This is a genomic window from Hymenobacter baengnokdamensis, assembly GCF_008728635.1.
Taxonomy (GTDB): Bacteria; Bacteroidota; Bacteroidia; order Cytophagales; family Hymenobacteraceae; genus Hymenobacter; species Hymenobacter baengnokdamensis.
Genome location: NZ_CP044285.1, coordinates 680,816 through 698,211 on the forward strand (window position 1 = coordinate 680,816; position 17,396 = coordinate 698,211).

Sequence of the window (17,396 nt, forward strand, 5' to 3'; positions counted from 1 at the left end):
AGCGTGGCCTTCCCTTTTTATAAAACAACTACTGAAGCTGTTTAGGACGTTCTTCTTTAGTTTTTATCGCTTCCTAAATAGCCCTGTTTTTTCTTATGGCAGCTCGGCAAACTCCGCAGCCGGACGGGCGGCTTCGCCGGGCTTTAGCACCTGGGCTACGCCGCCCTGAATAACCACTGCCGCCTTGGCCAGGCCAATAAAGAGGCCGTGCTCCACAATACCCGGAATGGTTTTGAGCTGCGTAGCCAGCCATTCCGGCTCCGCAATCTGCTGAAAATGACAGTCGACCAGCAGGTTTTTCTGGTCGGAATAAGCGGGTGCGGCCGGGTCGTCTTTGCGCATTCGCAGCACTGGGGCGCCGCCCAGCTGCTCAAGCGCATCGAGCACCCAGGGCAGGGCGAAGGGCACCACTTCGAGCGGCAGCGGAAAACGGCCCAGCACGGGCACCACCTTGGAAGAATCGGCAATAACGAGCAGATAGCGCGAGGCCGTTTCGAGCACTTTTTCGCGCAATAGCGCGCCGCCCCCGCCTTTGATGAGGCGCAGCTGCCCATCGAGCTCATCGGCGCCGTCCACGGCCAGGTCGAAGGTGAGGCCCCGGCGCGGCTCCACCAGCGGAATACCCACCTGCCGCGCCAGCGCTTCGCTGGCCAGCGAGGTGGCAGTACCCTGCACTTTCAGGCCATTGCGCACTTTTTCGCCAAGCTGGGTAATAAAATGCGCGGCCGTGGTGCCGGTGCCCAGTCCTAGCAGCATGCCCTCGCGCACCCAGCCCACGGCAGCGGCGGCAGCGAGTTGTTTTTCATATTCTTGGGGCGAAAGAGCGGGGATGAGAGAAGCCATAAAGATGAGAAAGTGAAAGCCACGACAATGTTACGGCACAGCTACGCCTCCGGCCGGGCGTAATTTTGAGCAATGCCTGCCCCTGCCCTGCCCCGCCCTACCGCCAGCCTACCAGAAGCTGCCCTTGCCCCCGCCGTGTCGGCCGCCCCCGAAGTAGTAGCGCACGAGGCCGGCCCGCCCGCTTCGGCCTGGGGCCTGCTGCTGGTACTCTCGCTCATCTGGGGCACCTCTTTTATTTTGATGAAGAAAGGGCTCGTGGTGTTTTCGGCGATGGAGCTGGGCGCAACGCGGGTGAGCGTAGCGGCGCTGCTGCTCCTGCCGTTTGGGCTGCGCGAAATCGGCCGCGTTGAGCGCAGCCGCCTCAAGTGGCTGGCGCTCAGCGGCACGGTGGGCACGCTTATTCCGGCTTTCCTCTTTGCCTATGCCGAAACGCGACTGGCCTCAGGGCTGGCGGGTGTGCTCAATGCTCTCACGGCAGTATTTGCGCTGCTGGTGGGGGCGCTGCTGTTCGGGCAGCGCCTCACCGGGCTGCGCGTGCTGGGTATCGGGCTGGGCCTGGTGGGCACGGTGGTGCTAATGCTGCTCGGCGGCAGCGGCGACGCCACCACCCCGGCCGGCGGCGCGGGCAATGCCTGGTACGGGCTCTACATTGTGGTGGCTACCGTGGGCTATGGCCTCAGCGTGAACGTGATAAAGCATCGTCTGCACGCCATGAGGCCGGTAGCCGTCACCTCGCTGCTCCTACTGCTTATCGGCGGACCTGCGCTGGCGTATTTGTTGCTGGGCACGGGCTTCGTGCACAAGCTGGCTACGGTGCCGGGCGCGTGGCCGGCGTTTGGCTACATCGCTCTGCTGGCCACTATGAGCACGGCCGTGGCCACCATGCTCTTCAATATGCTCATTCAGCGCTCTACCACGCTGTTTGCCTCATCGAGCACCTACCTCATTCCCATTGTGGCGCTGGCCTGGGGCGCGCTCGATGGCGAGGCGTTCAACCTGTGGCACGCGGCCGGCATGGTCATTATTCTGGCGGGCGTATTTATCATTCACCGGGCCCGGTAGGCACAGGGTTGGCTGCGGTTGCAGTTTGCCATTTCCGAAAGCCAGCGCCGGCCGGCGTGGCCGCCCGGCCCGACGCCAGGCCGGCCGCTCACCAGAGCAAACAACTCAGCAACACCAGCCGCCGGGCGCATACGCTGCCCGCCAGTAACTATTTTCGGCTTACCCGGCCGCCACTTTATTCAGCCTGGAGTGCTGATACCCGTACCCAAAGTAGATAAGCAGCCCAATCAGCAGCCAAATCAGAAACATTGTCCAGTTGTTGATGCCGAGCTGCGTCATCAGGTACAGGTTGGTGAGCAGGCCCAGCACCGGCAGCAGCGAGAGCTTTTTCCGGAAGGTAACGACCATGATGGCCAGCGAGGCCAGCATAAATACCAGGTACGGAATCTGGTGGCGAAACACGGCGTACCAGCCCTCGCCGGTGCGGGCGGCCGTGGTACCGTCGCTATCCTCAATAAACTTGACGATAGTGGCGTGGTCGTAGCGCCAGAGCAGCCAGGAGCAGGCTATCAGCACCAGCGGCACCAGCCAGCGCCCACTAATGTAGGGTACCCGAAAGCGGGCCTCGGACTTGCCGTAGGGGTCGATGATGAGGATGCCGCCGCACACCAGCGCGAAGGCGAACAGCGTGCCGATGCTCGTTAAGTCAACCACCAAATCCATGTTGAGAAACAGCGCCGGCACCCCCACGAAAATACCCGTTATGATGGTGCTGAACGAGGGCGTGTGAAACCGGGGATGCACCTTGGCAAACACCGGCGGCAGCAGGCCGTCGCGGCTCATGGTGAGCCAGATGCGCGGCTGCCCCAGCTGAAACACCAGCAGCACCGAGGCCATCGCAAACACGGCGCTCACCGCCACCAGCGCCGAAAGCCGGGGCAGGCCTACTTTGGCAAACACGAACGAGAGCGGGTCGCCCACGCCCAGCTCTTTGTAGCTCACCATGCCGGTGAGTACCAGCGTAATGATAACATAGAGAACAGTGCATATAATGAGCGCATACATCATGGCCTTGGGCAGGTCGCGCTGCGGGTTTTTGCACTCTTCGGCGGTGGTCGAGATGGCATCGAAGCCGATGTAGGCAAAGAATACGGCCGATACGCCTTTGAGTACGCCGCCGATGCCATTGGGGGCGAAAGGCGACCAGTTGGCCGGCTTCACGTAGAACGCGCCCACCACAATGACCACGGCCACGATTATGAGCTTCAGTACCACCAGCAGGTTAGAGGCATTTTTACTTTCCTTGATGCCCACGTACACCAGCGCCGTGATGGCTACCGTGATGAGGAAGGCCGGCAAATCGACGACCAGCCGCCAGCCGCCGGGCAGCTCGGGCGCCTGCGCCCAGGCCTTGTAGGCATCGAGCTGAGCGGGCGTGGCTTCGGCCAGGGGCTTGTGGGCCTGCATAATGGCCATCACGGCCTCGTAGCCGTGGTGGGCACTCTGGGTGCCCATAGTCAGCCACAGCGGAATGTGCAGGCCAATCCCGTCCATCAGGCCGGTAAAGTAGTCCGACCAGGATATAGCAACTACTATATTACCCACCGCGTACTCCATGATGAGCGCCCAGCCGATAATCCAGGCGGCCAGCTCGCCAAACGAGGTGTAGGCGTAGGTATAGGCCGAGCCGCTGACCGGAATAGTGGCCGCAAACTGCGCGTAGCACAAGGCCGAAAAAGCGCAGGCCACCGCCGTAAACACAAACAGCAGCGACACGGCCGGTCCGCCATTTAAGCTGGCCTGGCCAATGGTAGAGAAGATGCCGGCCCCGATAATGGCCGCGATGCCCAGGCCCGTGAGGTCGCGCACGGTGAGGTGGCGGGCAAGGCCGCCGGGAGCACCCCCATGGCCTTCGGCATCGGCGGGCGGATTGGCAAGAATGGCCGCGATGGATTTGCGGCGAAAGAGCGAGGAATTGGTGGGGGGCATTCGGCCAGGGGAGGATTGGGCACGCAAACTAGTAAACGCCCAAGATACGGCCGGCTCGTGTGCAATCGGGCGCGGCCCGGCATCAAGACAAAAACCACCTCTCCATTTTTTGTCTATGGCCCAGCACGCTACCCCTATCCGCATTCCGCAGCCCTGCTCCGAAAGCTGGGATGCCATGACCCCGGCCAGCGGCGGCCGTCACTGTGCTGCCTGCCGGAAAGTGGTAATTGACTTTACTCAGAAAACCGATGCTGAAATACTGGCCGTGCTCCGGCAGATAGCAGCAGGAACAACCTGCGGCCGCCTGCGTGCCGACCAGCTAAACCGGCCGCTGCTGCCTACCGTGCCCGCCTCACGTTGGCGCACGTGGCTGGGCGCGGTACTGGCCGCCGGCAGCCTACTGAGTGCAAGCCGGGCCACGGCGCAGGCGGCAACTTCTTATTACAGCGGTGGCCCGACCCCGGCCCTTGCCCCAACAGGCAGTTCAGTTTCACCGGCCGCCGGCAGCACAGCAGCTCCTGTTCCGGCTGTGCCTACAATAGCCCCAGGCGGGCCAGTACTGCTACGCGGCATCATAACCGATTTTACCACGCACGAAGGCCTGCCGGGCGTGACGGTTCTGCTGAAAGGCACGACCACCGGCACCTCGACCGATGCTAGTGGCCACTTTGCGCTGCCGTTGGCAGCGGGCACTGCTTCGGCACGGCTGACTTTCAGTTATGTTGGATATAGCTCACAGGAACAGTTGGTTATAGCTGAGAATAATCAGCTGTTGACTGTTGCGCTGAAACCCGATGTGCATGGCCTACTGGGCGAGGTAGTAGTAGCGGGTGGCATTTATTACCAGCGACCGTGGCCCTGGCACCCGCGCCGCTTCTTCAACTGGAGCAAATATTGGCTGACCAAGTCTTTTCGAGCTGGGTAAAGTAGCGTTTTTGCTAAACCTTTCGCCCCCAAAAGTCCTTTTGCCAGGGTATGATGCGACTACCCCTGGCCCTGCTGCTTTCGCTGCTGCTTTCTGCCTGCGCTTCCTTTAAGCCGGTACCCACTACCCGCTTCAACCCTACCGCCACCCGCGCCGAGCTGCCCCACGACGAGGCCGCGCACCCCAAAAACTCGCTGGAGTGGTGGTACCTCACCGGCCACCTGCGCGACCAGACTACCGGCGAAGAATTCGGCGTGGAATATGTCTTTTTTCACTTCAACCTGAAGGATGGCAAGCAGGACTACCAGATGGTGAACGTGGCCCTGACCGACCCACAGGGCCAGCAGTTTAAGTACGACTATAAGCTCGGCAAGCTGCCGCGCCTGCTCACCGACTCGCTGCCCGTGCGCCTGCGCGACCACAAGGCCGGGCAGGTCTGGAAATTTGACGGCCAGGAGGGCACTTACCAGCTGCAGGCCGCGCTCACGGGTAAGGGCAACGCGGGCTATGCGCTCAGCCTGAGTACCATGCCGGCCAAGCCAGTGCTACTGCACGGGGGCACCGGCTACGAAAACTACGGCCAGGGCATCACGGCCGGCTACTACTCGTACCCGCGCCTGACTACCACGGGCACGCTTACGGTGGGCGGCAAAACCCACCAGGTAAGCGGCGAGCTGTGGTACGACCGCCAGTGGAACTGCACCAGCATCGTGAGCAAGGACGTGGGTTGGGACTGGCTCAGCATTCAGCTCGACCAACCCCGCGAGGAGCTGATGCTCAACACGTTGCGCAATAACGCCACCGGCCAGGGCCTCAACAACGGCTCGTTTTACAGCGCTGACAACCAGAACGTGCACCTCTCGGGCACCGACTTTCAGCTTACGCCCCTCACCTACTGGACCAGCCCCGCATCCGGCAGGAAATACCCCGCCAAATGGCGCGTGCAGGTGCCCGCCCAGGGCTACGACCTGGTAGTGGAGCCGCTGGTGCCCAACCAGGAGCTGGCGCTGCGCTTTTTCCACGCCTTCACTATGTACTACTGGGAAGGCATGTGCAAAGTAAGCGGCACCCACAACGGCCAGCCCGTGACGGGCAAGGCCTATGTGGAAATTACCAATCGGTAACGTCTGAACCGCGGTTCAGACAAGCGCTCCGGCCAGCAGCGCGGCTAGTACTATCGCTACGCTCGGCACCCGCTCCCAGAGCAGCAGCAGAAACGTGAGGCCTACCAGCAGCGGGTTGAGGGGCAGGGCCAGGCGATGAGCGCTGGCCCAGAGGCCGGGCAGGGCCAGCAGGCGGTCGGGCAGCGGATGGTAGAGCAGCAGCGCCGCCGCGCACACCAAGCCGGCACTCACGGCATTCACGCCTTCGAGCGAGGCCTTCACCACCCGGTATTGCCGCAGGCCGTCCCAGAAGCGGATAACGAAGAATATCAGGAAAGTACCCGGCAAAAAGATACCCACCGTGCCTACCACGGCCCCCAGCACCTGCGGCGCAATGCCGCCCAGCGGGCGCATGGCCAGCGCCCCGATGTAGGCGGCAAAGGAGAAATTAGGCCCCGGCAGCGCCTGCACCAGGCCGAGGCCCGACAAAAACTCCGGCCCCGTGAGGTAGCGCTTGTACTCAACAAACTCGGCAAAAAGCAATGGGGCCAGCACTTGTCCGCCCCCAAATACCAGCGAGCCGTTGCGGTAAAAGTTCTCGAACAGACGCACGGGCAGCAGGCGGGTGTAATGGCCCAGCAGCGCGGCCGCCACAAACGTGCCCAGCCACAGCGCCCCATTGGCCCACTCCACCCGAATAGGCGTCTTGTTCTGCACAATGGCGTGCTTGCGGTAGCGCAGCGTAGTCACGGCCCCGCCCGCCAGCAGCAGCAACGGCAGCACGCCCGGCAATTGAAAAAAATACGCCACCATGGCGGCCGCCACCATCAGCGCTACCGAGGTTTTGGTTTGAATTACCTTCTCGGCAATGCGGTAGGCTGAAAAAGCAACGAAACCCACCGCAACGGGCTGCACAAACTGCACCAGCCGCGTGGTAAAAGCGGCGTCGAAGTGCGTAAGCAGCAGCCCGGCCAGGGTCATAATCGTAACCGCCGGCAGGCACCAGATGAGCAGCGTGAGGTATGCCAGGTTGGGGCCGCCCAGCCGGAAGCCGATGGCCGTCATGGTTTGGGTAGAAGTCGGGCCCGGCAAAAGGGCACACAGCGCCTGTAGCTCCAGCAGCTCGGCGGCCGTAAGGTAGCGGCGCTTATGCACCAGCAGCCGAAACATCATGGCCAGGTGCGCCTGCGGACCACCAAAAGCGGTGCAGGCCAGGGCCGCCACGTCTTTCAGAAAAATAAAGTTGCGGGTGTGACGCAGCCGCCTGCCTGCCCGGCGCAACGGAGCCAGGGGCACAGGCAAATCGGAGTGGGCGGGCAATTGGTCGGACACAGCGCGGATGAGTAGCGGTACCGAAGATAGAACGGGCCGCCAAAAATCCAGGCGTACTTCACCCGCTCCTCTGGCGTTTTTACGCAAAAAGGACAGCGATTGACCAGGAAGTCAACTGCTGTCCTTTTTGAATATATTATATAAACTATTTTTTCTTCAATCCCAGCTCAATCAGACGCTCATTCAAAAATTCGCCGGCCGTGATGTCGGCTTCCTTCTTGGGGTTATCGGGCGTTACGCAGTGCGCCAGGGCGGCCAGGCTCATTTCGGAGCGCGGGTGCATGAAGAAGGGAATGCTGTAGCGCGAGGTATTCATTTTCTCGCGGGGCGGATTTACTACGCGGTGAATAGTGCTCTTGAGCACGCCGTTGGTGAGGCGCTGCAGCATATCGCCCACGTTCACCACAATCTGGTCGGGCAGGGCCGTAATCGGTATCCACTGGCCATCGCGGCGCTTCACTTGCAGGCCATCGGCGCTGGCCCCCATCAGCAGGGTAATGAGGTTGATGTCGCCGTGCTCGGCGGCGCGTACGGCATCGGCCGGCACCGCGTCGGGGTCTTCGATGGGGAAGTAGTGAATGGGGCGCAGAATGCTGTTGCCGTGCTTCACCTTGTCGTCAAAGTAATTTTCGGGCAGCTCCAGGTAGAGGGCGATGGCGCGCAGCACATCCTGGCCGGCCGCCTCCAGCGTACGGTACGCCTTCATGGTACTCTGCTCAAAGCGGGGCACCTCACGGGGCCAGATATTGGCCGGGTAGTCGTTTTTCACCGGGTCGGTGTCATCAAGCACCTCCTGGCCAACGTGGTAAAACTCCTTCAGGTCGCCGGTATTGCGGCCTTTAGCGTGCTCCTTGCCTTTGCTGATGTAGCCCCGCTGGCCGGCCAGCGCCGGGTTTTCATACGCTTGCTTTTGCGCGTCGGGCAGCTGAAAAAACTGCTGCACGTCGTGGTAAAGCTCTTTGGTCTGTTCCTCGTTGAGGCCGTGGTTTTTGAGGGCAATGAAGCCGATGCTTTGGTAAGCAGCGCCCAGCTCCTGCACAAATCGGGCTTTACGAGTGGGGTCGCCCGAGCGGAAATCAGCTAGGTCGAGCGATGGAATGTGGTCAGGCAGATTATCAGCCATAACAAAAAGGGGTTGTTGGTTGCTGATTGATGACGGCTATCTTCTGGTAGCGGGCTGAGCCGGCCAGCTGCGTACGCAGCTGGCCGCCGGCTCCCTCCCACCAGCAGCAACCAGTAAGTAGCCACCGCGAAGTTAATACAAAACCTGAAGGCGCACCCGTCGCGTACCTTGCAGAACTTCTTACCTCTTTCTGTTCTTTTCACATGAACCGATTCGCCACCCCTCTTAGTGGTACCCTGGCCCTGGCGGCCTTGGCGCTGCTGGGCAGCTGCAGCACTTCGCAGCAGGCCGAAACCTCTACCGTTAGCCCCGCCGACCGCCCCAACGCTATCGGGGCGCCGCGCACCGCCTCTACCGTATCGGGCCAGGCCCAGACCAAAGGCGGGATTACCCTCACACCCTACAACGACTCGCCCAAGTTTCCGAGTGCCCAGATGCGGGTGAATGCGCCCATTGAGGGCTCAACGCTACCCAGTGGGGAAGTAGCGTTTTCGTACGACCTCACCAACTTTCAGCTGACCAAGATGACGGCCAGCGACCACGCCATGCAAATGGCCAACTCGATGAAAGGCCAGCACATCCACAACATCGTGGACAATCAGCCCTACACGGCGCACTACGATACGAAATTTACCAAGCCCATCGCCGACGGCCAGCACGTAGTGCTGTCGTTTCTGTCGCGCTCGTACCACGAAAGCCTCAAGCACGCCGGCGCCTACGACCTGCGCACCATCACGGTAGGTACCCCGCCTGCCGGCACCCCGCCCCTGAACTTCGACCTGAAGGCCCCGCACCTTTTCTATAGCCGTCCCAAGGACACGTATTCGGGGAAGGACGCGCAGAAAATTATGCTGGACTTTTACCTCGTAAATACCACGCTGGCGCCCGATGGCAACAAGGTAAGAGCTACTATCAATGGCACCGAGTTTATGCTCGACCAGTGGCTGCCTTACATGATGGAAGGCCTGCCGGCCGGCCAGGCCACTATCAAGCTGGAGCTGCTCGACAGTAGCGGCAACCTGATTCCCGGCCCGTACAACTCCGTTACGCGCACTATTACGGTAGCTCCCTAGCCCGGCGCTACCTCTTTAAATCGCTTGTCATTGCCGCGCTTCACTCAGTTGCGCCGGCAATGACAAGCGATTATTTTTTACTGAGCTCCTGCTTTACCAGCTCCTGCACTTCCGGCTTCTCATAATCGGCTTCGGCCTGAATGTGCGGCATGAGCTGAGCCATGATGGCCTCCTGGCGCTGGCCGGCGGCCCAGGCTTCGGCATACGACGTATCGGGCGAGAACGTGACCCGCGAGTAGAGCGGCACCCACTGGCCCGGATATTGGGCGGCTATTTTGCTCTCGATGCGCTTTTGCAGCAGAAAGCGTGGGTCGGCCACCCGGTCGCGCATTTCCACAAAGTTGTAGAGGGCCAGGTCGGCCATGGCGTCGGTATTGGGCTTGCGCTGGTGCTCAAAGGCAGCCATTACCTGGCCCCAGTTGGCCTCGCCATACTGCTCCAGCAGCTGGTTGAGCACCGTGCAGTCTTCAAAGCCGGCATTCATCCCCTGGCCGTAAAACGGCACAATGGCGTGCGCCGCGTCGCCCAGCAAAAGCACCGTATCGTGGTAGGCCCACGGAAAGCAGCGAATGGTAACGAGCGAACCCGTGGGGTGGTCGAAGAACTCGTTGGTAAGCTGCGGCATCAGCGGCACGGCGTCGGGGAAGGTAGCGGCAAAAAATGCGGCTACTTCGGCCGGCGTTTGCAGTGCGGCAAACGACTTGTCGCCCTCATACGGGAAAAACAGCGTGGCATTAAACGAGCCATCGGGGTTGGGCAGGGCAATCATCAAAAAATTACCCCTGGGCCAGATGTGCAGCGCGTTTTTTTCGAGCTGCCAGCTGCCGGCCTCCCCTGCGGCAATGGTCAGCTCTTTATAGCCATATTCGAGATACTGCTGCGAATAATCGGTGCGGTCGGTGCGCTGCAAAGCGGCGCGCACGGCCGAAAAAGCCCCGTCGGCCCCAAACAGCCGCTCGTAGGCTACATCCTGCTCGTGCCCGCTGGCTACATCCTGCAAGTGCAGCCGGCGGCCCGGCAGGTCGAGCCCGGTCAGCTTCTGGCCGAAGGTCAGCTGCACACGCGGCTCCTGTTCGGCCAGGTCGAGCAAGGTACAGTTGAGGCTGCCGCGATTGATGGAATAGATGGCCTGGTTTTCCTGCCCGTAGGGCTGAAACGTGAGCTTTCCCTGCCCGTCGTGCATCACGCGCCGGTACATCGGAATACCTACCTGCCGAATGTCGTCGGCCACGCCCACGCCGGCCAGCGCGCGCCAGCCCCGGTCCGAGAGGGCCAGATTGATGGAGCGGCCGCCCAGCAAGCCCTGCCTGCGCGGGTCGGGCAGGCGCTCAAATACCTGCACCGGGTGGCCGCGCCGCGCCAGGTACAAGGCAAGCAGGGAGCCTATCAGCCCCGCCCCCATTATTACCAGCGGCTCGGCCGCAGCCTCGGCTGCGGAAGATGAATAGTCGGCCATTATTTCTACTTGCTAGCGGCTGCCGGGCCAGGCTCTGGTAGAGCCTGGCCAAACGGCAAAACGTATACTACCTCAAAACCAGGCGCTGGCCAGCTGCATCAGCTGCTCCAGACCGTCCTGGTCAGCCTCATCAAAGTCAGCCAGTTGGTCGCTGTCCACGTCGAGCACAGCTACTACCTGCCCGTTTTTCAGTATGGGCACCACTATTTCCGACTTCGAGTCGGAGCTACAGGCAATATGACCGGGAAAAGCCTCCACATCGGGCACCAGTATGGTGCGGGCCTGGGCCCAGCTGGTACCGCACACGCCGCGCCCCTTGCGGATGCGGGTGCAGGCGATGGGTCCCTGAAACGGGCCGAGGACCAACTCTTCATTTTTTACTATATAGAAACCCACCCAAAAAAAGCCAAAGGCCTGCCGCAGCGCGGCGGCCGTGTTGGCCAGATTGGCGGTGCAGTCGGCTTCAGCGGCGGTGAGCGCGTTCAGCTGCGGGTGCAGCTCGGCGTAGCGGGCGGCCTTGGAGAGGTCCGGCGTCAGGAACAGCGTTTCAGACATGAGAGGAGTAAATGAGGCCGGTTGGCGGCTACCGCCAGCAACAAGCCTATACGGCCCCCACAAGTTTTGCGGGCCGGCAAAAATAGCCGCTGCGGCCCGGCTAAACCGAGGCCGCCGGCGCAGCCGGAGCGGCCACCGCAAAGCTACCGCCCTGGTGCTCGACAGCTTCCAGCAGCCGGTAGTTGAGCGACTCCTTCACGTCGAGGTACTCGTCGTAGCTTGTGGTTTCGACAAAATACTGTACGGTTACCTCCTTGCCAGCGGGCGAGATGGCACTGAATTTCATCTGCACATCCTGCGTCACCAGCGCGTGCGCCGCGATGGCCGCCACTGCCTCCCGAATAATGGCCTGCAGCTGGTCGCTGGTCGTCTTCTGGTCAAAATACAGCGTGAAGCCAACCCGCCGGGCCGTGCGCAGGCTCAGGTTGTCGAGCGGCTTGTCAATCATGCTTTTATTGGGCACCGTGAGGTAGCTTTTCTCGGCCGTGCGCAGGCGCGTGCTGCGAAAGCCGATTTTTTCTACCGTGCCGCTCACACTACCCGCCGTTACCAGGTCCCCTACCCCAAAAGGCTGGTCGATAAAGATGGTAAACGAAGCCAGCAGATTTTCGAGGCTTTCCTTGGCCGCGAAGGCTACGGCCAGCCCGCCAATGCCAAGGCCGCCAATCAGGGCCGTCACATTCACCGCAAATACCTGCCCCAGCGCTACGAGCAAGCCGATGACCACAATAAAAACCTTGAGCAGGTCTTTGGCAAAAGGCAGAAACTGACTGTCGAGCCGCCGACTGCCGGTGGTGGCCATCAATTCGGCCCGGCGCTGCACTACCAGCAAGGCAAAATCGACCAGCCGCATAATCACCCACACTACGGTAGCAATTACGCCCAGATGAAACAGCCCGAGCAGCGCCACCTTAGGCCAGGGCTCGACGCCCGGCACCGGCGCCAGCGGCATAGGATAGCGCAGCACGCTGAAAGCCAGGTAAAAAGCTACCAAGAATAAAAGTGCTCCCAGCGGCTGAATCAGCAGGTTGTGCAGCTCGGCTTCCGACACCCCCGCCGTGTAGCGCTTGGTGAGGCGAAACAGCGCCTTGCTCAGCAGCCGCGACAGCAGTCGGTTCAGCGCCGCTCCCAGCAGCATAATAACTGCGGCTATCAGGTAGTCAAACAGCTGATTGCCGAGTATTTCCCGGCGCAAAAAGTCAGGTATCGCCATTGGTAAGGGGTAAATCAAACGTCTCGGGTACGCAGCGTCGTACAAGCCTATCCTTTTACGGATTATGGACCGCTGCGCCGCCCCGACTGACTCCTGGCGAAGCCCAGCCATGCAATTATACCCCCATATACTGACTGCAAAGCCGCTGTAACCGAAACCCGATGGCAAAAGTAAGCCGGTCCCTTACGTGAGTCGGTAGCTTAACGATTGCTGATTCCCTTGCCTATGGTCCAGGCTACTGGCAAGCAACCCACCAGAACATGCTATAACTTTAATATTCTTTCGCTCCCGCGTTATCTCCCGCCCGCATTATTGCACTCTATGAAGAACTGATAAATCGTGCTCATTTGTGCTCGTGCAATATCGCCTCGGCACGCTTCTGCTTCCTGAAAGCCCGGTGAAAGAGTAGCCCCTCACAGCTCACATCAGCTATAGGCCAGTTAACCGTGGCTAGGGCGAAGTAAGAATTTTTTCGCTAGTTTCCCGGAAAATTTATGAATCGTGCCGCTATGTTCAAAATCCAAAAAAAGGCCTTAAACCCTGTTTGAAGCCACTAAATTGTACTTACCCAAGTACCGCAGCTAAATTTTTTATTGCCCTTTATGCAGAAAGTATGGTGTACTATAGTATTCTTTCGTTTACTTTGCAGCACCAGCATCCTAGTAATAGGTGATTGGGTTCATTCTTCTATTCTCCCTTCTACCATTTTTAACTTTAAGTCACCATGAAACCTTTGCATTCCCGCGTTGAAGCTGAGCAGTTAGACCGCGCAGCCGCCATGCTCAAAGTGCTTTCGCACCCCAAGCGCCTCGCCATTGTTGACCTGCTTGGCAAAAGCAAGACCAAAGACCATCAGATGTCGGTAACCGAAATCTACCAGGCACTCGATATCCCTCAAGCTATTGCTTCGCAGCACCTTATCACGCTGAAAGACCGCGGTGTACTGAAGTCGAGCAAGCTGGGCACCAAAATCTACTACTCGCTGGCTGTTCCGCAGCTGTTGAAGATTATTGATACCCTGGAAGACTACTCAGGCCGTATCTAGTTCGTGACAGGCAGCAAATCGGGCCCGGATAACATTCAATTAATTGAATGTTATCCGGGCCCGATTTGCTGCCTGTCGGCTTTGCTCGGGCAAGCGGCTTTTAAGCCCTGACAGGCTGCTGCTCCAGGTCGAAGATATCCGTAAGCAAAGGAAGGAGCTGCTCGGCCTCATCGCGGCGGCAAGCGGCTTTAAGGTGCAGCACATGCTGCTTCAATACCTTCTGCATAAAGGCCCGCGTAGCTTCGTCGAGTAGCTTCACTTCCGCAGGGGTAGCTTTTTTCTGGAAGCGGTCGAGCTCTTGCTGGCGCAGCTGCTCGAGGCTCGCTTTCATGCGCTGAATAAGCGGCGATACCAGCATCTCGCGGCTCCAGTCGGCAAAGTCTACCAGGCTTTCGGCGATAATAGCCTGCACCTGCGGCACGGCCGCCAGCCGCTGCTCCAGCGCGGCCGAAGCCTTGCTCTGGATAGCATCTACGTTATACACGAGCACGCCCGGCACCTGCTCCACCTCGGCGGCCACGGAGCGCGGCACGGCCAGGTCGATAAAGAATTTGTAGCTCAGCACATCGAGGTGCGCAACCAGACTGTGGGTAAAGAAAGGCGTTTCGCGGTTGATGGATGAGATGATAACATCGGCTTCGCGCAGCGCTTCGGTCAGGTTTTCGAAATCGGCAATGCGCAGGCGGCCGGGCGCAAACTCGGCGGCCAGCTCCTCGGCGCGGGCGCGGGTGCGGTTGCAGAGCGTCACGCTGCCAAAGCTCCTGCTATCGGCCAGGTGGCGGCATACGTCGCTCCCGATTTCGCCCAGCCCTACCACCAGCACGCGCGGACTCGCTACATCGGCGGTAAGCTCTTCCACCAGCTCCAGGGCGGCGTAGCTCATAGAAGCCGCCCCATCGCGGAAGCTGGTTTCCTGCTGCACGCGCTTATTGGCAAAAAAGATAGTGTGCAGCAACCGGTGCAAAAATGGCCCCGCCGCGTCGGCATCGGCCGTCCACTGGTAGGCGTTTTTTACCTGATTGATAATCTGCATATCACCCACTACCTGCGCATCGAGCCCCAGGGCCACTTCGAACAGGTGGCGGGTGGCCGAGTCGGCATCCGCAAACAGGTCGAAATACGGGGCAAAGCTTAGCGCATCGGGGCGGTGCTTAAGCTGGCCCAGCGCCCGTATAATGGCGGCCGAGTGGTCGTCTTCGTGGGCGTAGTAGATTTCGGTGCGGTTGCAGGTGCTCAGCACCAGCAGGTCCGATAAGTACAGCTCGGTACGGAGCTGCTCTAAAAAGCGACGGCAGGCGGCCTCATCCAGCGCCAGCAGCTCGCGAATAGCAAGAGGGGCATTCCGGAAAGATAAACTGACAGCCTTAAACGGATGGGACATAGCACGGGACGACGCTGGGCCGGCCTGCAAAATTACGGTATAAATAACTGCGATGGAAACAGGTAGAGTGCCGATTGGGTTCGGAAGACTCGGTAACTACCCAAACCCGGGCTTTTCCTCGTTGAACTGCGTATTCTGCGCTCCGGGCAGCAGGCCCGACCTTTACCCCCTATGCTTCCTCCCCTTTACGACCAAAAATCGCGCATCAAGCTCTTGGTCTTGGTAATGGCCTTGCTTATTGCCGGGGCTACTGTTATTTATACCAACGTGCTCGTGCAGCGACTGTCGGAGCGCGAGCAGAGCCAGATTGACTTATACGCCAAAACGCTACGCTACATTATAAATACGGAAGACACTAAAAACCTGCCTTTTTTACAAGAGCAGATTATTGAAGCCAACACGACCATCCCGGTTATCCTGACTGATGGCGAGAATATTAACGATGCCAAGAACCTGGGGCTGGGTACGCACCTGCCAGCGGCCGACTCAGTGCGGCGGATGAATGAGGTATTGCAGGAAATGCAGAAACGCCACCCGCCCATTGTGATTGAGCTGGCGGGCGGCACGCGCAACTATATTTTCTATCAGGATTCGCGGCTGCTGCGGCAGCTGCGCACCTACCCGCTGGCAGCCCTGGCCGTTATCGCGTCCCTGGGCATTATGGCGTACATCTCGTTCAGCTATTCGCGGCGGGCCGAGCAAAACCGGGTGTGGGTGGGCCTGGCCAAGGAAACGGCGCACCAGCTAGGTACGCCGCTCAGCTCGCTGGTGGGCTGGCAGGAGTATTTGCGGCAGTCCGAACGGTTTCAGGACGAGCCGATTGTAGAAGAGCTGGGCAAGGATATCCGACGGCTCGAAATCATTACCGAGCGCTTCAGCAATATCGGCTCGGTGCCGGTGCTCAAGGCCGAAAACCTGTACCAGACCACCCGCAACGCCATTGCCTATCTCGAAAGCCGGGTGTCGCGCAAGGTAAAATTCACCATCGAAACGGACCTCCCGCTCGATACGCCAGCCTGCCTCAACGTGCCGCTATTCGATTGGGTAGTCGAGAATATCTGCAAAAACGCCGTCGATGCTATGGATGGGCGCGGCTCCATCACGCTGCGGCTGCGCCGGGTAAAGCCCCGGCGGCAGTGGTGGCGCCGGCGCGCGCCCCACCCCCAGGTCGCCATCGATATTACCGATACCGGCAAAGGCATCCCTAAAAACAAGCTCGAAAACGTATTTATGCCCGGCTACACCACCAAAAAGCGCGGCTGGGGCCTGGGCCTGGCGCTGGCCCGCCGCATCATCGAAAACTACCACGAGGGCCGTCTTTTCGTGAAGTGGAGCGAAGTGGGCAAAGGCACTACGTTCCGACTGGTGCTGAATCAGTAGTCGGAACCGCGGCTTTAGCAGATTCTTTGGATTGGTCGGATTTTGAGACCGAAGAATCCGCTAAATCCGCGACTCAGGCACCCATTACCAATTGGTCGGGCAGGTTCATCAGATAATCGCCGTAGCCGCTTTTGCGCAGCGGGGCCGCAATTTTGCGGAGCTGCGCGGCATCGATAAAGCCCTGGCGGAAAGCGGCTTCCTCGATAGAGCCCACTTTGAGGCCCTGGCGCTGCTCCAGCACCCGCACAAACTCGCCGGCCTGCATGAGACTTTCGAAAGTGCCGGTATCGAGCCAGGCTGTGCCCCGGCCCAGAATACCCACCTTTAGCTTGCCGCGGCGCAGATATTCGCGGTTTACGTCCGTGATTTCGTATTCGCCACGGGGGCTGGGCTGCAGGTTACGGGCAATCTCCACTACGTCGTTATCGTAGAAATACAGGCCCGGCACGGCATAATTGCTCTTGGGCTGAGTTGGCTTTTCCTCGATGCTGAGGGCTACCTTATTGGCGTCGAACTCCACTACGCCGTAGCGCTCGGGGTCATGCACATGGTAAGCATACACCACGCCGCCGTCGGGATTGTTATTGGCTTTGAGTAGCTCCTCCATGCCTTCGCCGTGGAAGATATTATCGCCCAGCACCAAAGCCACCTTGTCCTGGCCAATAAAATCAGCCCCGAGCACAAAGGCCTGCGCCAGGCCGTTGGGCACTTCCTGCACTACGTACTGAAAGTCGCAGCCCAGGCTTTGGCCGTCGCCAAGCAGTTTTTTAAATTGCTCCTGGTCGTGGGGTGTGGTAATGATAAGAATTTCCCGAATACCAGCCATCATCAATATAGACAACGGGTAATATACCATCGGCTTATCATACACCGGCATAAGCTGTTTCGAGACTGCCAGGGTGAGCGGATGCAGCCGGGTGCCGGAGCCGCCGGCGAGGATAATGCCTTTCATAGAGTTATTTTTAGCGCAGAGCTT

Annotated in this window: 15 protein-coding genes; 6 read left to right on the forward strand and 9 right to left on the reverse strand. The window is 59.8% G+C overall.

All coding sequences use genetic code 11. From position 1 onward, the window contains the following. Positions 1 to 93: 93 nt before the first annotated feature. Positions 94 to 843: a ribose-5-phosphate isomerase RpiA gene (gene rpiA, locus F6X24_RS02840; protein ID WP_151086423.1), complete on the reverse strand. Its 750-nt coding sequence runs from the start codon at positions 841 to 843 to the stop codon at positions 94 to 96. A gap of 72 nt (positions 844 to 915) precedes the next feature. On the opposite strand from rpiA, the gene F6X24_RS02845 reads away from it, so the two are divergent. After that, a complete protein-coding gene (locus F6X24_RS02845) occupies positions 916 to 1,905 on the forward strand; it encodes a DMT family transporter (protein ID WP_151086425.1) in 990 nt (329 codons plus the stop codon). Between the two features lie 159 nt (positions 1,906 to 2,064). Here F6X24_RS02845 and F6X24_RS02850 read toward each other — a convergent pair whose 3' ends face one another. Then, entirely contained in the window at positions 2,065 to 3,834 is a 1,770-nt protein-coding gene (locus tag F6X24_RS02850) for an amino acid permease (protein WP_151086427.1), read from the reverse strand. Positions 3,835 to 3,949: 115 nt separating this feature from the next. Between F6X24_RS02850 and F6X24_RS02855 the strand changes: the two genes are divergently transcribed. Both F6X24_RS02855 and F6X24_RS02860 read left to right on the forward strand, forming a co-directional pair. Then, positions 3,950 to 4,759, forward strand: a complete 810-nt coding sequence (locus F6X24_RS02855) for a carboxypeptidase-like regulatory domain-containing protein (protein WP_191906430.1) — start codon at positions 3,950 to 3,952, stop codon at positions 4,757 to 4,759. A gap of 50 nt (positions 4,760 to 4,809) precedes the next feature. Then, positions 4,810 to 5,883 carry a lipocalin family protein gene (locus tag F6X24_RS02860; protein ID WP_151086430.1) on the forward strand — a complete coding sequence of 358 codons (1,074 nt, stop codon included), beginning with the start codon at positions 4,810 to 4,812 and terminating at the stop codon, positions 5,881 to 5,883. 15 nt (positions 5,884 to 5,898) lie between these two features. On the opposite strand, the gene chrA is transcribed toward F6X24_RS02860, so the two are convergent. Then, positions 5,899 to 7,194, reverse strand: coding sequence for a chromate efflux transporter (gene chrA, locus F6X24_RS02865; protein ID WP_317132507.1), 1,296 nt, complete (start codon positions 7,192 to 7,194; stop codon positions 5,899 to 5,901). A gap of 145 nt (positions 7,195 to 7,339) precedes the next feature. Continuing rightward, positions 7,340 to 8,317, reverse strand: coding sequence for an isopenicillin N synthase family dioxygenase (locus F6X24_RS02870; protein WP_151086432.1), 978 nt, complete (start codon positions 8,315 to 8,317; stop codon positions 7,340 to 7,342). Between the two features lie 203 nt (positions 8,318 to 8,520). Between F6X24_RS02870 and F6X24_RS02875 the strand changes: the two genes are divergently transcribed. Next, complete coding sequence (locus F6X24_RS02875) at positions 8,521 to 9,390, forward strand: hypothetical protein (RefSeq protein WP_151086434.1); 870 nt, start codon at positions 8,521 to 8,523, stop codon at positions 9,388 to 9,390. Between the two features lie 70 nt (positions 9,391 to 9,460). Here the strand turns inward: F6X24_RS02875 and F6X24_RS02880 are convergent, their stop codons facing one another. From F6X24_RS02880 to F6X24_RS02890, 3 genes are all read right to left on the reverse strand, one after another. Next, positions 9,461 to 10,846, reverse strand: a complete 1,386-nt coding sequence (locus tag F6X24_RS02880) for an FAD-dependent oxidoreductase (protein WP_151086436.1) — start codon at positions 10,844 to 10,846, stop codon at positions 9,461 to 9,463. A 72-nt stretch (positions 10,847 to 10,918) separates the two neighbouring features. After that, on the reverse strand, positions 10,919 to 11,401 hold the full coding sequence (locus tag F6X24_RS02885; RefSeq protein WP_151086437.1) for a GAF domain-containing protein: 483 nt from the start codon (positions 11,399 to 11,401) through the stop codon (positions 10,919 to 10,921). A gap of 100 nt (positions 11,402 to 11,501) precedes the next feature. Next, positions 11,502 to 12,614: a mechanosensitive ion channel family protein gene (locus F6X24_RS02890; RefSeq protein ID WP_191906431.1), complete on the reverse strand. Its 1,113-nt coding sequence runs from the start codon at positions 12,612 to 12,614 to the stop codon at positions 11,502 to 11,504. Between the two features lie 724 nt (positions 12,615 to 13,338). On the opposite strand from F6X24_RS02890, the gene F6X24_RS02895 reads away from it, so the two are divergent. Next, positions 13,339 to 13,659, forward strand: coding sequence for an ArsR/SmtB family transcription factor (locus F6X24_RS02895; protein ID WP_151086441.1), 321 nt, complete (start codon positions 13,339 to 13,341; stop codon positions 13,657 to 13,659). Between the two features lie 100 nt (positions 13,660 to 13,759). Here the strand turns inward: F6X24_RS02895 and hemA are convergent, their stop codons facing one another. Then, on the reverse strand, positions 13,760 to 15,040 hold the full coding sequence (gene hemA / locus F6X24_RS02900; RefSeq protein WP_151086443.1) for a glutamyl-tRNA reductase: 1,281 nt from the start codon (positions 15,038 to 15,040) through the stop codon (positions 13,760 to 13,762). Positions 15,041 to 15,211: 171 nt separating this feature from the next. On the opposite strand from hemA, the gene F6X24_RS02905 reads away from it, so the two are divergent. Next, positions 15,212 to 16,420, forward strand: a complete 1,209-nt coding sequence (locus F6X24_RS02905; protein WP_151086445.1) for an ATP-binding protein — start codon at positions 15,212 to 15,214, stop codon at positions 16,418 to 16,420. Between the two features lie 73 nt (positions 16,421 to 16,493). Here F6X24_RS02905 and rfbA read toward each other — a convergent pair whose 3' ends face one another. Continuing rightward, complete coding sequence (rfbA, locus tag F6X24_RS02910) at positions 16,494 to 17,372, reverse strand: glucose-1-phosphate thymidylyltransferase RfbA (RefSeq protein WP_151086447.1); 879 nt, start codon at positions 17,370 to 17,372, stop codon at positions 16,494 to 16,496. Positions 17,373 to 17,396 lie beyond the last annotated feature (24 nt).

Coding starts and splice junctions, on each gene's coding strand:
- rpiA (WP_151086423.1), bottom strand. CDS start 843: ATGGCTTCTCTCATCCCCGCTCTTTCGCCCCAAGAATATGAAAAACAA.
- F6X24_RS02845 (WP_151086425.1), top strand. CDS start 916: ATGCCTGCCCCTGCCCTGCCCCGCCCTACCGCCAGCCTACCAGAAGCT.
- F6X24_RS02850 (WP_151086427.1), bottom strand. CDS start 3,834: ATGCCCCCCACCAATTCCTCGCTCTTTCGCCGCAAATCCATCGCGGCC.
- F6X24_RS02855 (WP_191906430.1), top strand. CDS start 3,950: ATGGCCCAGCACGCTACCCCTATCCGCATTCCGCAGCCCTGCTCCGAA.
- F6X24_RS02860 (WP_151086430.1), top strand. CDS start 4,810: ATGATGCGACTACCCCTGGCCCTGCTGCTTTCGCTGCTGCTTTCTGCC.
- F6X24_RS02870 (WP_151086432.1), bottom strand. CDS start 8,317: ATGGCTGATAATCTGCCTGACCACATTCCATCGCTCGACCTAGCTGAT.
- F6X24_RS02875 (WP_151086434.1), top strand. CDS start 8,521: ATGAACCGATTCGCCACCCCTCTTAGTGGTACCCTGGCCCTGGCGGCC.
- F6X24_RS02880 (WP_151086436.1), bottom strand. CDS start 10,846: ATGGCCGACTATTCATCTTCCGCAGCCGAGGCTGCGGCCGAGCCGCTG.
- F6X24_RS02885 (WP_151086437.1), bottom strand. CDS start 11,401: ATGTCTGAAACGCTGTTCCTGACGCCGGACCTCTCCAAGGCCGCCCGC.
- F6X24_RS02890 (WP_191906431.1), bottom strand. CDS start 12,614: ATGGCGATACCTGACTTTTTGCGCCGGGAAATACTCGGCAATCAGCTG.
- F6X24_RS02895 (WP_151086441.1), top strand. CDS start 13,339: ATGAAACCTTTGCATTCCCGCGTTGAAGCTGAGCAGTTAGACCGCGCA.
- hemA (WP_151086443.1), bottom strand. CDS start 15,040: ATGTCCCATCCGTTTAAGGCTGTCAGTTTATCTTTCCGGAATGCCCCT.
- F6X24_RS02905 (WP_151086445.1), top strand. CDS start 15,212: ATGCTTCCTCCCCTTTACGACCAAAAATCGCGCATCAAGCTCTTGGTC.
- rfbA (WP_151086447.1), bottom strand. CDS start 17,372: ATGAAAGGCATTATCCTCGCCGGCGGCTCCGGCACCCGGCTGCATCCG.